Source organism: Peribacillus sp. GL_122 (assembly GCF_057835005.1).
Map to the genome: position 1 here is coordinate 2,070,634 of NZ_CM174415.1, position 14,142 is coordinate 2,084,775.

At 40.7% G+C, this 14,142-nt stretch carries 14 protein-coding genes and 3 pseudogenes; 16 read left to right on the forward strand and 1 reads right to left on the reverse strand.

Annotation, left to right across the window (positions count from 1 at the left end):
- Positions 1-20: 20 nt before the first annotated feature.
- From AC3ISB_RS10045 to AC3ISB_RS10120, 16 genes and pseudogenes are all read left to right on the forward strand, one after another.
- On the forward strand, positions 21-1,664 hold the full coding sequence (locus tag AC3ISB_RS10045) for an amidohydrolase (protein ID WP_489276272.1): 1,644 nt from the start codon (positions 21-23) through the stop codon (positions 1,662-1,664).
- A gap of 409 nt (positions 1,665-2,073) precedes the next feature.
- Positions 2,074-3,402 (forward strand): PTS sugar transporter subunit IIC, encoded by a 1,329-nt coding sequence (locus tag AC3ISB_RS10050; protein ID WP_141995031.1) that lies wholly within the window; start codon positions 2,074-2,076, stop codon positions 3,400-3,402.
- Positions 3,395-3,691, forward strand: a complete 297-nt coding sequence (locus tag AC3ISB_RS10055; protein ID WP_098372892.1) for a hypothetical protein — start codon at positions 3,395-3,397, stop codon at positions 3,689-3,691. Before AC3ISB_RS10050 ends, AC3ISB_RS10055 begins: the two co-directional genes overlap by 8 nt.
- A complete protein-coding gene (locus AC3ISB_RS10060; RefSeq protein ID WP_141995032.1) occupies positions 3,688-4,770 on the forward strand; it encodes a DUF871 domain-containing protein in 1,083 nt (360 codons plus the stop codon). Before AC3ISB_RS10055 ends, AC3ISB_RS10060 begins: the two co-directional genes overlap by 4 nt.
- Positions 4,771-4,800: 30 nt before the next feature.
- On the forward strand, positions 4,801-5,106 hold the full coding sequence (locus AC3ISB_RS10065; protein ID WP_063234623.1) for a PTS sugar transporter subunit IIB: 306 nt from the start codon (positions 4,801-4,803) through the stop codon (positions 5,104-5,106).
- A gap of 24 nt (positions 5,107-5,130) precedes the next feature.
- Entirely contained in the window at positions 5,131-5,457 is a 327-nt protein-coding gene (locus tag AC3ISB_RS10070; protein WP_098372895.1) for a PTS sugar transporter subunit IIA, read from the forward strand.
- Positions 5,458-5,761: 304 nt separating this feature from the next.
- Positions 5,762-6,664 carry an aldo/keto reductase gene (locus tag AC3ISB_RS10075; protein WP_141995033.1) on the forward strand — a complete coding sequence of 301 codons (903 nt, stop codon included), beginning with the start codon at positions 5,762-5,764 and terminating at the stop codon, positions 6,662-6,664.
- A gap of 926 nt (positions 6,665-7,590) precedes the next feature.
- Complete coding sequence (locus tag AC3ISB_RS10080) at positions 7,591-7,797, forward strand: hypothetical protein (protein ID WP_144479610.1); 207 nt, start codon at positions 7,591-7,593, stop codon at positions 7,795-7,797.
- A pseudogene (locus tag AC3ISB_RS10085) lies at positions 7,773-7,841 on the forward strand (hypothetical protein); the annotation flags it as partial. The gene AC3ISB_RS10080 and the pseudogene AC3ISB_RS10085, both read left to right, overlap by 25 nt.
- A gap of 58 nt (positions 7,842-7,899) precedes the next feature.
- A complete protein-coding gene (locus AC3ISB_RS10090) occupies positions 7,900-8,049 on the forward strand; it encodes a hypothetical protein (protein ID WP_181762342.1) in 150 nt (49 codons plus the stop codon).
- A 37-nt stretch (positions 8,050-8,086) separates the two neighbouring features.
- Positions 8,087-8,255: pseudogene (locus AC3ISB_RS10095) on the forward strand (IS4 family transposase); the annotation flags it as partial.
- A 345-nt stretch (positions 8,256-8,600) separates the two neighbouring features.
- The gene (locus AC3ISB_RS10100) at positions 8,601-9,200 is read left to right on the forward strand and encodes a nucleotidyltransferase family protein (protein ID WP_063234626.1); all 600 of its coding nucleotides are present in this window, start codon (positions 8,601-8,603) and stop codon (positions 9,198-9,200) included.
- A 135-nt stretch (positions 9,201-9,335) separates the two neighbouring features.
- The gene (locus AC3ISB_RS10105; RefSeq protein ID WP_489276276.1) at positions 9,336-11,495 is read left to right on the forward strand and encodes a xanthine dehydrogenase family protein molybdopterin-binding subunit; all 2,160 of its coding nucleotides are present in this window, start codon (positions 9,336-9,338) and stop codon (positions 11,493-11,495) included.
- Positions 11,492-11,956 carry a (2Fe-2S)-binding protein gene (locus AC3ISB_RS10110; RefSeq protein ID WP_034312987.1) on the forward strand — a complete coding sequence of 155 codons (465 nt, stop codon included), beginning with the start codon at positions 11,492-11,494 and terminating at the stop codon, positions 11,954-11,956. Before AC3ISB_RS10105 ends, AC3ISB_RS10110 begins: the two co-directional genes overlap by 4 nt.
- Positions 11,953-12,819: an FAD binding domain-containing protein gene (locus AC3ISB_RS10115; protein ID WP_063234628.1), complete on the forward strand. Its 867-nt coding sequence runs from the start codon at positions 11,953-11,955 to the stop codon at positions 12,817-12,819. The genes AC3ISB_RS10110 and AC3ISB_RS10115 overlap by 4 nt, the downstream gene beginning before the upstream one ends.
- A 26-nt stretch (positions 12,820-12,845) precedes the next feature.
- A complete protein-coding gene (locus AC3ISB_RS10120) occupies positions 12,846-13,640 on the forward strand; it encodes an XdhC family protein (protein ID WP_489276279.1) in 795 nt (264 codons plus the stop codon).
- A gap of 339 nt (positions 13,641-13,979) precedes the next feature.
- On the opposite strand, the pseudogene AC3ISB_RS10125 reads toward AC3ISB_RS10120, so the two are convergent.
- A pseudogene (locus tag AC3ISB_RS10125) lies at positions 13,980-14,077 on the reverse strand (IS6 family transposase); the annotation flags it as partial.
- Positions 14,078-14,142: the final 65 nt, after the last annotated feature.

Here is a 14,142-nt window from a genome sequence, read left to right on the forward strand (position 1 = left end):
GAAAAATAAGAGGTGATCGTATGTTTGCTGATGTTGTATTTTTAAACGGACAAGTCATTACCGTCGATTCGGGCAATCGGATCGCAGAAGCAGTTGCCGTTAAACGTAACCGAATAGAAGCCGTCGGAACAAACAAGGAAATCAAACGTTGGATTGGAGAAAGCACCAAAGTGATGGATTTGCAAGGTAGGACTCTACTGCCAGGATTTATAGATTCGCATTTGCATCTACTCGGTTATGGACTTACAAGGCTAGCGATTAATTGCAAAGACGCATCGATTCAATCCAATGCAGATATTATCGGTGAATTGAAACGGAAGGCGGAATCTACCCCTGAAGGAGGGTGGATCGTAGCAGTAGGTTACAACGAAATGTTCATGTTGGAAGGGCGGTACCTAACCCGCAATCAGCTGGATGAGGTGTCGACGGAACACCCGATTCTAATTGTGCGACAATGTGGCCACATTATGATTGCGAACAGTAATGTGTTGGAATTGACAGGTGTAAACGACCAATCGGTCGATCCGGAAGGTGGAGTGTTCGGTCGGGACGAGTCCGGGAGATTAAACGGGCTGCTAGTGGAAGCAGCCATGGATCCGGTAAAACGTGTCATGAATCCGACGGAAGAGGTCTTGGCCAGAGCGGCGGAAATCGCTTCGCGCGATTTCGTATCGTTAGGCATTACGACAATTCATGATGCGGGTGGGTACGAGCCGGTCAATCTTCGCATCCTACAGCAAGCGGTTCGTTTTGGTCGCTTAAAGGTTCGGGTGTATGCAATGGTCGTTCACGAGCCTAACTTTATCCGAATGAGAGAGACGTGCCTGTCCACTGGGTTCGGCGACGATCGATTTCGTATCGGTCCGGCGAAAATCTTTATAGACGGAGCCAGCACCGCGCCGACGCTTGCGACGCGTCAGCCATATGAGACGAATCCGGAAGACAGCGGCATTCTGTACTACACGCAAGAGAATATGAACGACGCGCTCATCGCAGCCCATCGAGATGGTTATCAAATTACGGCTCACGCCCAGGGCGATCGGGCGATCGAGATGTTGTTGAATACGTTCGAAGAAGCGCTTAGACAATATCCGCGGCACAATCACAGACATCGAATCGAGCATGCCGGTTTGGCGATGCCCGATCTCATCGAACGAATGGCTAAATTGGGCATAGTGACCGTTCCTAACCCGAACTTTTTCACTGAATTTGGAGATATATACATTAAGCACTTCGGCGCTCGCAGCGACTATTTTTACCCAATTGGAGCCTGTTTAAAAGCTGGCATTGTCGTAGCAGGAGCCTCGGATAGCCCCGTCTCGAACTGCAATCCGCTTATCGGCATTCATGGGGCGGTCAACCGACTGACACCTTCCGGCGCGGTCATTGGGGAAGAGCAGAAAATCTCCGTCATAGAAGGGATTAGGCTGTACACCTGGAACGGAGCCTACGCAAGCTTCGAGGAAGACCAAAAAGGAAGCATCGAGGTAGGGAAATTAGCAGATTTGATTGTGCTAAACAACCGAATATTGGATGTAACAATCGACAGTATTGATCAATTACGGGTTGAAATGACGATGATTGACGGGGAAATCGTTTACGAGCTGGGGAAATCTCCGGATGCAAATGATGCGTTGGAAGAAACCATTAATTTCATTATGTAAATATTCAACTACGCTATATCATTCTATTTTTAATGAAAAGTGTAAAGAAAATATATGAATTTGATACTAGGAAAAGAAAAAAATGAGCTCTAGACTAGGCTAGTCTAGAGCTACAGATTGTCATAAAAAATTCCTTTTAAAAAAATGTGATTTCAAAAAAGAAAGCAGGAAATTGACAGTGATCAATTTCCTGTTTTTTTTGGTGTTCTTGGGGAGCTACGAGAAGGGTTTTTACCTATTTTTATCAGCAATGGCTATAAAACTGCACTATGTATTCCTATGATTTAAAAGTTTGTAACATAAACCATATTTTCAATAAAAATATTGACATAATCAATATAACGTTATAATGTTTATTTATTGGAATAGTTTGTTTTTTCAGACTCTTATTCAAAAGGGGGAAAGGTTATTGAATAGTTTTATGGGTTTACTCGAAATGAAAGTGCTTCCAGTCGCAAACAAAATTGGTTCACAAAGACATCTGCTGGCAATTAGGCACGGTGTTCTAGCAACACTTCCATTGACGATCATTGGATCATTCTTTGTTATTTTGTTGAATTTTCCGATTGATGGATATGACGAATGGATTGCACCTTATCGTGCCGCTTTGGATGTACCGTTTCGGTTTACAGTGGGAGCAATGGCTTTATATGCAGCTTTTGGGGTTGGGTCAGCGCTTGCAGGACATTATAAATTAGATCAACTCAGTGCAGGCCTTCTATCAGTCTTAGCTTTTCTGATTACATGTGTTGTGCCTACCCAAGTCATGGAATCCGTTCCAGGGGTGATAGAAGCGGGTCGCTGGTTACCTATCAGCTCTTTAAGCGCAGCCTCTTTATTCGGGGCAATCGTAACATCGCTGATTTCCGTTGAGATTTTTCATTTTTTGATTAAACGCGATATAAAAATCAAATTACCGGAAAGCGTTCCGCCAATGGTTTCGAATTCCTTTGCAGCCCTGATTCCAACATTGGTCGTGGTCCTTCTTTTCTGGGGCATTCGCTATGGTTTAGGCTTTGACATTAACTCGATCATCACTACTTTGGTGTCACCTCTCAAAAATTTATTGGTGGGTAATAGTTTAATAGGTGGTCTGCTTACAGTCTTTCTCATCGTTTTCTTTTGGTCGCTGGGTATTCATGGACCGGCAATATTGGGTCCGATCATACGGCCGATGTGGGATTCGGCGATTCTCGAGAATATGGATGCATTTGCAAGAACGGGTAATGCGGCGAATTTGCCCAATCTATTTACCGAACAATTCATTCAATGGTTCGTATGGATTGGCGGGGCGGGATCGACATTATCACTTGTTGTACTGTTCTTATTTTCAAAATCGAAGTATTTGAAAGAGCTGGGTAAACTGTCCTTTGTTCCAGGGATTTTTAATATTAACGAACCTATCATCTTTGGAGCGCCAATTGTCATGAACCCCATTTTAATGGTTCCGTTCATTGTTGCTCCCTTGGTAAATGTCATAGTTTCCTATACATTCTTTCAATTAGGGTTAATACCGATGATAATGGCTAAGCTGCCGTTTACGGTCTTTAGTCCCATCGCAGCTGTCATCAGTACAAATTGGACAATCATGGCCGGGGTTCTGGTTTTATTGAATTTCGTCATCTCTTTAATGATTTATTTTCCATTTTTCAAGATGTTCGAGAAGCAGCATTTACGTGATGAAAATAAAATAGAAGCTGGACCAGAAGAAAAGAAAGCGGGCATTAAATATGCTTGAAATAATATCCGCAACTCTATCATTTGTAGGGGCACAAATCATTTTTTTCCGAACAGGGCTAGGTGAAAAATTAACACCCTGGAAATCGGTTGGCCTGTCTATTTTAATTATTAGCTTTTCTATCTTTCTGTTTACCGCAATGGGATCGACTTATTATTTAATTGTCATTGTACCAACGATTATTTGTTCTGTAATGGTATCCTCCCGCTACCGCGACTATTTAATGGGATTACAGGCTAGGCGGGATCAATGGAAAGAAAGTAGAAAAGGAGTGAATGATAGCTTATGAGAAGATTAGGTATTTCAATTTATCCGGAACACTCTACACCGGATAAAGACAAGCAATATATTAAACTTGCCCATAGTTATGGTTTTGAACGAATATTCACGTGTTTATTATCGGTTTCAAAACCATATGAAATTGTCATGGAAGAATATAAAGATATTATTTCTTATGCAAAAGCGCTACATATGGAAGTCATTCTTGATGTTGCTCCAGCTGTTTTCGACAAGTTTGATATTAGTTATGATGATTTAAGCTTTTTCGCAGAAATGGGAGCTGACGGTGTTCGTCTGGACCTTGGATTCGATGGCTTGAAAGAAGCTAAAATGACCTATAATCCTTATGGATTGAAAATCGAATTGAATATGAGTAATGACGTCGATTATTTATCGAACATTCTGACGCATCAGGGGAATAAAAATCAAATCATTGGCTGTCATAATTTCTATCCCCAAAAATTCACAGGTCTTCCTTACGACTTCTTCATCGCCTGCAGTAGACGTTTTAAAGAACATGGCATTCGTACAGCTGCATTCGTTACTTCACAAACCGGTGATATAGGTCCTTGGAATATAAATGATGGATTATGCACATTAGAACAGCACCGTGAACTTTCAATTGATGTACAAGCCAAGCATCTATGGGCAACGGGTTTAATTGATGATGTCATCATTGGGAATGCTTACGCGAGTGAAGAGGAATTAAGAATGCTGGGAACCTTACAGCGTGACATGATCGAGTTGAAAGTGGAACTCCATTCGGATGCGTCACCAATTGAGCAAAAGGTTGTGTTGGATGAATTACACCTTCGCCGTGGTGATATCAGTGAGTATATGGTCCGTTCAGTGGAGGTCCGGAAAAAATATGCAAATGAAGATTTTGCAGTCCGGGAAAGTATCCCACAGCGCAAAGGGTCCGTTTTCATCGGCAATGATTCATTTGGGAAATACAAAGGCGAACTTCAAGTCATCTTGAGGGATATGCCATTGGATGAACGAAAAAATGCAGTCGCCCATGTTGTACAAGAGGAACTTTTTTTGCTGGATTATATTAAACCATGGGGCACATTTAGATTGATTAAATAACCTGAACCTAAATTTTAAGGAGGAATAATGATGAATATACTATTATGCTGTTCTGCAGGAATGTCCACTAGTCTATTGGTTAATAAGATGGAGAAAGCGGCGGTGGAAGAAGGATTGAACGTGAAAATCCAGGCTGTTGCCACAATGGAAGTAAGAAACCATATAGATGAGGTCGATGTTATTCTTTTAGGACCTCAAGTTCGTTATTTACTTAATGATATAAAGAAAATAGGGGATGAAAAAGGAGTACCTGTAGATACGATAAATCCAATGCATTATGGATCATGTAATGGCAAGGAAGTATTGCGTACGGCCCTTCAATTAATTTCAAAATAACATACTATCATAAGGAGTGGTAAAATGACGAAAACGAAAGAGGATCTATCAGAATTATCATTTCAATTAATTCTCCATAGCGGGAATGCCCGCAGTTGTGCAATGGAAGCCATCACCTTGCAAAAACAAGGTAAATCAAGCGATGCCCAGGATAAATTAAAGGAAGCAGAGCATGAGTTTGTTGCTGCACATAAAATCCAAACCGCATTGATTCAACAAGAAGTGAATGGTGAGAAATTCGATATTCCAATGCTCCTGATCCATGCTCAAGATCACTTGATGACTTCCATGACAACAAAAGATTTAGCGATAGAAATCGTGGAATTACACGAGAAAACACAAAGGAACTAATGAAGTGATTCATGCTGATGAATTCCATTTAAGAGGTTGCTGCGGCAGCCTTTTTCTTATGGAACAAACGGGTGAAATTGCACGAATAAGGCGGCGATGCATTTCTTTAGCATAGGTTCATGAACCTATGCTCCGTGATGTTAAGGGTCACTCAAGATTAGGATTCTCCGAAATTTTAAATTATACTAATGTTCATGACAGTAGCAAATGATTCTGACATAAATTAACGAAGGATAAACATGATGGAACGCAGAACAAAAAACTGATTAGCAAGATTAATCATGTTATAAAAGGGGAGAAAAACATGCAAAGAGTCAATCTAACTGAAGATTTTAGTCTTTCACGCATTGTACACGGTATGTGGAGGTTGGCAGATTGGAGATTTCCTACAGAGGAAATCCTATCTCTTATTGAACATGGAATGGAGCGGGGCATCACTACATATGATCACGCCGATATATATGGCAGCTATACGTGTGAGGAGATTTTTGGGAAAGCACTTTCATTAAAGCCATCTTTACGCGATAAAATGGAGATCGTTACGAAATGTGGCATAGTTCTTAAATCAGAAAACCGTCCTTCCCATAAAAGTCATCATTATGACACAAGTAAAACTCATATAATAAAGTCTGTTGAACAATCTCTTATGAATCTTAAAACGGATTATATTGATCTGTTACTTATTCATCGTCCGGATCCCCTGATGGACCCTGCGGAAACGGCTGAGGCGTTTAATCAATTAAAAGAATCAGGAAAGGTCCGTAACTTTGGAGTATCGAACTTCAAAAAACCGCAATGGGATATGCTTCAATCTTATCTAGAATATCCGCTTGTGACGAATCAACTGGAGCTTTCTGCATACAATCTAGAAAACTTCGAAGACGGAACCATGAACTTATGTCAGGAAATGGGCGTGGCGCCGATGGCATGGTCACCGCTTGCAGGAGGAAGCATCTTTGAGGAGTCGAATGAAAAGGCTGTCCGCTTAAGAAAAACGTTAGAAATTGTGAAAGATGAAATCGGTGCTAACGGAATAGATGAAGTAATGTATGCATGGCTGTTGAGACATCCTGCAAAAATCATGCCGATCGTTGGATCAGGTAAGAAAGAACGATTGGACAGCGCCATTGATTCACTAAACCTAAGCATGGAAAAAGAGCAATGGTTTAACATATTAACAAGCTCGATGGGACATGATATTCCGTAATGAATTGTACCTTTGAACAAGAAACCTTGCTTTCATTAATGGGGACCTCCGTAAAGAGGTCCCCATTCTTAAATTTCAAACAATGACGAGATGGACTTTCACTTTTCAAAGCATGATTTTTGGTGAATTTTTTTTAGTGCTATTAAGATTTTGCCATATAATAAAAATACTATTTGATTTTCGAGGTGAAACAACATGAAAATCGGGGTAATAGGCTCAAAGTATTTTGTTGGAATCCATATCAATCCACTTTCCCATGTTTCCTAAGGTACAATTCATTTCCTTTCAATATGATATGTGGAAGAAAGCAGTCTATTAATAGAAAATGCGGGAAAACAAACCGATCTATTAGTTTTCAGGTTCCATACCTTTTTTATGGATACGAAAAGGTTAAAAGGAACTTAATAGAAACTATTTATGTCCCATCTTCTGGACTTTCAGATAATTCTTGCTCAATACCTTCTATTTGACTTTCACTAACTGTGGTCTTTGTGACATTCTTCAATAATTTTAAATATTTTTGAGTATTACACTTCCAGGGTTCGGTCAAATACTAAACAGTAAATTTTTGCATCAAAACTCTTGTGACAGTCGTTTTTCCATTTCTGTTATTGAAGGAAGGGCAGACATTTTCAATGATGGAATCTCCTGATTATTCAAGCCAGTAGCAATGATAATTACTATAAAAGTTCATTGAAATTACCTTGTTCCAAACTATTCAAATAAATAGCTGAAACACTCATTCATTTTATTCGAAATGTTTTGTCTTTCTTATATTTAGATTTAGCTAAAGAAGAAGGCATTGTCGTTTGCAGTCCCGTAAAGGAGACTTCTAACGACAATGCCTTTCATAAAGACCTTCTATTATTTGTTAAAATTAAATGGGATATACAATGACCTGCGCGTAAGCGGGATTTTGCTGGGGATTGCCATGGGTTGGTACGGTAAATAAGCACCGTGCTGGATCCATTCGTATCCGCCTTATACGCTACGCCCAGAATCGCCTTGCTGCCGCTGCTGATGATTTCTTTCGGATTGGAATGGGCTCAAAAATTGCCTTTATATTTTTGGGATTGATATTTCCTATCCTGGTAAACACCGTTACGGGATGCGAACGGTCGATGCCGATTTGATCAAAGGCGCTCGCTCCTTCGGGGCGAAGGATCAGCAAACCTTTCTGACGGTCGCTTTTCCCGTAACGATTCCAGTAATCTTGACTGGCTGCGCGCTTAGGATTGAGGCATACCCTGATCGGGATTGTTGTTGGGGAACTCTATGCGGCAACCGCCGGAATCGGGTTTATGATGGCGGTCGCCGGATCGACCTTCCAAACGGATAAACTGATGGTAGGCATTCTCATCATGCTTTGTCTGGGGTGGCTTTGACTGAAGTAGTCCGCAAGATTGAAAAAAGATTTGAGAAATGGAGGCAATAGTCCTACAAGAAATCGCCAAACAAGTTGGGTTTGTACAGCGATCTATTAAGTATCAAGCAGATGAACTCATCTCTCTTTGTGTGTGGCTCAGCCAAGAAGCGTTCGTCATCACTTATGCAAATATGTAGTCGATTAGAGGCTTCGACGGGTGTACTATAGAAGAAACTCGTCAACAAAAAGTCTTTGCTCATTAGAGCAAAGGCTTCTTTATATTCTAAAAAAATTATCGTTATCTGATAATTCAATAATTTCAGCTTCTTCGATTAAACCTTGGTCAATACTTGACACTCATTCTCTTAAAATAAGGACTATGTATTGTCTCTTTATATCTTTTGATAATTTAAAAATAGTATCAAGTTGGTTAATAAGTAATATAATGAGGTTTTTACGCATATAAAGAAAAAACACTATGTTCTCTTAATAGTCCATACAGCAAATCCTTCCTCCGCTTGTGATTTTATTGTGAGATTTAAGAAAAATGATAGGTAGAAGGTGACAAATATGGAAGCAATCGTCCTAGCTGCTGGATATTCCAGCCGAGCGAATGCATTTAAAATGACTTTGCCGATGGGGCAAATGAGCGTGTTGGAGCAAACGATCTCTAAATTTGAAGGATTATGCAGCAGGGTCATCGTCGTAGCTGGATTTCAAGCGGAAATCATCCAAGAGGAAATTGTCAAAATTATCAGTGAAAATGCCTATTCATTTCAGATCAAGTTTGTTTATAATGAAAACTTTAACCAGGGAATGTTTCATTCCATTCAAAAGGGCTGCAACGAAGTAAATGCCCCAACCTTCTTTATAACACCCGGCGATTGTCCGCTTGTAAAAAAAGAGACTGTTCAGCTACTAGCAAAACACAAAGGAAACGTGGTTATTCCCAGCTTTGACTATAAAGGCGGCCATCCCATTAAATTATCAAGCGAAGTGAAACAGAAAATTCTCGAAACCAATCCAGAAAGTAATTTGCGTGTGGTCCTGGGCGGTTACGAAAAGCAATACATGAATGTAGATGATGCGGGAGTATTAATGGATGTTGATACACCGGAGGATTACCAAAAAGCCATTGATTATGATAATGCTTTAAATTTCTCGAAGTAAAAATAAAAATAAAAACTACGAAAATCTTGAATAGAAATGAATCATAAAAGATCATTCTCATTGATAAAATCATAGGAAGAGGTTTCTATTCAGAATATGTCCCATTAAAAAAATGAGTCGAAGGGTGTTGTTGCAATGAATCTCAAAGACATAAGCACCTCAGTGCCCAAAAAGGACCATAAAGGTAAAGTATCGGGCCAGTTGCCCTATATTAGTGACGTAAAAGTGGAAAATATGGTTTATGGTGTTTTGTATCGATCACCAATTGCTTATGGAAAAATCATATCCATTCAATTACCTAACCTTCCGGAAGGGTATGAAGCTGTTGGAGCAGAGCATATCCCCGGACCGAATTATGTCAAAATTATCAAAGAAGATCAGCCCATTTTTGCCAATGAGTGGGTCAATTATATTGGTGAGCCAATTCTCATGCTCACGGGCAAAGACCTAGATATCCTGTACAGTTTGTTAAATGAAGTGAAGGTTGAATTTGAAGAACATCAGGCTATCTATACATTGGACGAAGCGATCAAGCAAAAATCAGTATCCTTAGTTTTGGCAAGCTATGAATTTGGGGAAAGCTTAGAAAACATTTCAGCTATCGAGCAGGGAGCCCATCAAATCATCGAAGAAGAATATGATACGGGTTATCAGGAGCATGTCTATCTTGAGCCGCAAGGAATGCTCGCCGTTTATAAGGATGATGAAATTGTCGTCCAGGGATCGATGCAATGTCTTTATTATATAAAAAATGCATTGCTAAGCGCATTAGCCTGTGGTGACGATGAAGTCAGAGTTGTTCAAAGTCCTACCGGCGGAGGTTTTGGCGGCAAAGAAGATTATCCTTCTATGATGGCTTGTCACGTAGCCGTTGCTGCAAGAGCAGTCAAAAAATCGGTAATGCTCGTGTTCGACCGTTCTGAGGATATGCTGGTAACGACGAAAAGGCATCCGGCCAAACTCAAATATAGGACGGCCCTTGATAAGGAAGGAAATATTTTGAGCATGTGTGTTGACATCTTTCTCGATGGAGGGGCAAATGTTGGATTGAGCTCTGTCGTGCTGCAGCGCGCATTAATAAACAGTGCCGGTGTTTATAAAATTCCGCATTTTCATGCAAAAGGCTATGTCTTAAAAACCAATACCGTTCCGAACGGCGCCTTCAGAGGCTTTGGTGCTCCTCAAAGCTTTGCCGGAATCGAAAGTCATATTGGACATCTTAGTAAACTGGCAAAAATCGACCCGCTTGAATATAAACGAAAATACCTCGTCAAACAAGGAGACCCCACCATCACCAAAGGTAAATTCCGCGACTCGATATTAGTGGAAGAAATGATTGAGGACGTACTCAACGTGTCAGAATACAAAAAGAAAAAAGAAGTCTTTCAGCGCTTAAATCAACAAAATCAGCGCTATAAAAAAGGCATAGGAACTTCGCTGTTCCTCCACGGCTGTGGATTTACTGGCAGTGGCGAAAGAGATCATATTAAAGCAAAGGTGAAACTGGTTAAATCAAAGGACGACCAGGTATCACTAAAAATCTCAAACTCTGATATGGGACAAGGTATTTTGACGACGTTGTGTAAAATTGTCGCCAAAGAACTTAACCTCCCGTTCGAAGATATTTTGTACCCTTATCCCGACACAAAAGAGGTTCCCGACTCGGGTCCGACCGTAGCTTCCAGGACGACGATGATTGTCGGAAAATTGCTTGAACGGGCCGCAAAAAAACTTAAGAATCAGTGGCAAACAGGGGTGGAACAGGAAGTAGTTGAGCACTATGTTCACCGTGAAATGATTCCTTGGGACGAGAAAACCTTCACTGGAGATGCCTACCCGGCTTATTCATGGGGCGTTAATATCGTTGAAGTAGAAGTTGATACGTTAACAGGTAATTTAAAGTTAGAAAAAGTATACGGCAATTATGAAGTTGGGAAGGTCATCGATGAACGGATTATGAAAGGCCAAATTGACGGTGGTTTGGCTCAAGGGCTAGCATACGGTTATCTAGAAAAGATGACGTCAAAACAAGGTAGAATCCAACAAAAAAGCATATCGGATTATGGACCGCCGACTTCATTGGATATTGTTTCAATTGAAAGCAAGGTCTTTGATAACCCCTATGCTGATGGTCCATACGGGGCGAAGGGCGCAGGTGAATTGACTTTAATCGGAGGCGCTCCAGCAGTCCAAGCTGCGATTGAGGATGCCCTGCACACTTCTTTTCAGCAAATTCCGATTACACCGGAAGTCATTATTGAAAGTCTTTGGATGAAAGAAGGTGAAGAGGGTTGATTAAATTCACACTAAATGGAAGAACGGTAGAAACTGACGCCCCTGCTACAGCAAGATTACTAGATTTATTAAGAGATGAGTTTGAGTTAATCGGAACAAAGGAAGGCTGTGGTGAAGGGGAGTGCGGAGCCTGTAGTGTTTTTGTGAATAACCTCCTGCAAAACAGCTGCCTTATTCCAATTGGCTCGATTGCTGGTGCCGATATTCAAACGATCGAAGGCATCATTGAAACGGAACAATTTAAAATTTTAGATGAAAGCTATTCCATCGCCGGGGGAGTGCAATGCGGCTATTGCATACCGGGAATGATTATGGCAAGTGCAGCTTTGTTATCTGAAAATCCTCATCCTTCAGAGGCTGAAATTCGTGAGGGCATCTCCGGAAATCTGTGCCGATGTACGGGCTACAATATGATTGTTGAGGCGATTAACCTAGCAGCTAAAAAAGGTGATGGCTTATGATAGAGAAAATAACAGCGTATCGCTTCGAGCGTTTAGACGAAACTTTGAGCCAATTGAATAGAGAAGATTGTGCAATCATAGCCGGGGGCACCGATGTTATGGTTCTTCACAAAAGTAGAAGGGGAGTACCTCCAAAAATCCCTAAACCGATTGTTTTTATTAATCATCTTTCCGAATTAAAGCAGGTGTATCAACATCACAAGGATCTCCACATCGGGGCCTGCTGTACCTATAGTGAATTACTTGAAAATCCGTTGATTCCTTTTGCTTTAAAGAATGCAATTAAAACAATTGCTGCCCCGGCAATTAGAAACCGGGGAACATTAGGTGGTAATATTTGCAACGCCTCTCCAGCCGGTGACATGCTTCCTTTATTATATGTATACAATGCAAAGCTTCTGTTGCACTCCGTAAATGGTGATCGCATGGTTGCGATTAGCGATTTCATTCAAGGTCCACGACAGGTTCAACGCTTTCACAATGAAATAGTAACGGAGATTATTCTGCCGTTCGTATTAGGAGATTCACATGTCGTTTTCGAGAAAGTCGGCAACCGCAACGCAGATGCCATTGCCAAAGTATCGTTTGCGGGTTTCGTCCGGATAAGCAAAGATCGAATCGATGACATTCGATTTGCCTTCGGGGCGGTCGGACCTACGATGGTTCGTTCCATTGATATTGAGAAGAAGCTGGTTGGAAAAACGATACCATTAGCCGATGCAGACATCGCTGAAATTGTGGCAGCCTTCGATAAGATCATCAGACCAATCGACGATCAACGCTCCACTGCGGCTTACAGAAAAACCGTTGCGTTACATCTTTTACGTTATTTTCTTAGCATGAAGCAATATCAACCGAATTAATGTTTAAAGATAGGGGGGAGCTTTTCATGCAGCTGATGGAAAAAGTGGCCATGCTGACGCGTCAAAACGAAACCTTTGCTTTAGCCATGATTATTGAATCAAAGGGCTCGACTCCCAGGCATGTTGGAAAAATGATTGTCTACCGGGATGGTACCATTGAAGGGACTGTCGGAGGAGGCTTGGCTGAACACTATGTGATCGAAGATAGTGTAAAGGCGATCCAAAATGGCCAATCGAAAATCGTTGAATATAAATTGAATAAACATGCAAAAGACGGAATTCAGATGAATTGTGGCGGCACGTTACGGGTCTTTATTGAAGTCTATACAAGCAGGCCTGAACTCATTCTGGCTGGGGCCGGTCATTTAGGCCATGCGTTGGCAAAGCTCGCTGATTTCCTCGAATATCCTTATTGCATTGTCGATGATCGCGTTGGTTATTGTACAAAGGAACGCTTTCCGAATGCGACAAACCTTTTTGTGAACGAGGATATTGGAAAGGCTTTGCTCGCAGCCAACCTAAATGAAAAATCATATGTGGTAATTGTTACAAAAGATTGTGATGATATTGTATTAAAAACGGCAATGCAATTTCCGATTGCATATGTTGGGATGGTAGCCAGTAAACGCAAGGTCATAAGCATATTTGAAAAGTTAAAAAGTGAAGGGGTCACGCAAGAACAGTTGGAGCAGGTCCATTCTCCAATCGGATTGGAAATTGACTCGGAAACATCAGAAGAAATTGCCATCAGTATTATCGGTCAAATCATCAAATTAAGCAAGGAAAAAAAGCCTGTAAAAGTGAAACAATTAAATAGATAAGTAGAAAGGTCAGATAAAGCTAAAATCAAAATGTCTAATAGACAATTAGGTCAGTCCCCACTGTGTTAAAGTATTAACTCAGTGGGACTGACCCTTTTTCTTTGATAAAAGCTAGAAGCAGGCCCTTGCTCTTCAGAGTGGGCTTTTTGTCGTTTTGATTAATTCATTAATATGGTAGGAATATTTTACTTTATATGCTACTACTATCATACTATACACAAAGGAAAACTCCGGGAGGGATTTTGTATGGGGATATTAGATGGACTTATGGGAAATGGGTTCTGGTGCAAAGATTACATCTATTGGTAAGAGGTATATAGATTCCTATAGAATCAGCTATTATGCAGCCATTCCAAATAGTGATGAATGAACTTCACTTGATTTTGGACAGACTTGTTCTGTAAAGTAAGCTGTCCTTTTTTAATGATATGTATCGCTCTATGGATGAGAGTGCATAACATAGTTTGAAATGATAGCTGATAGGTAGTGCAAGTATCCAAAA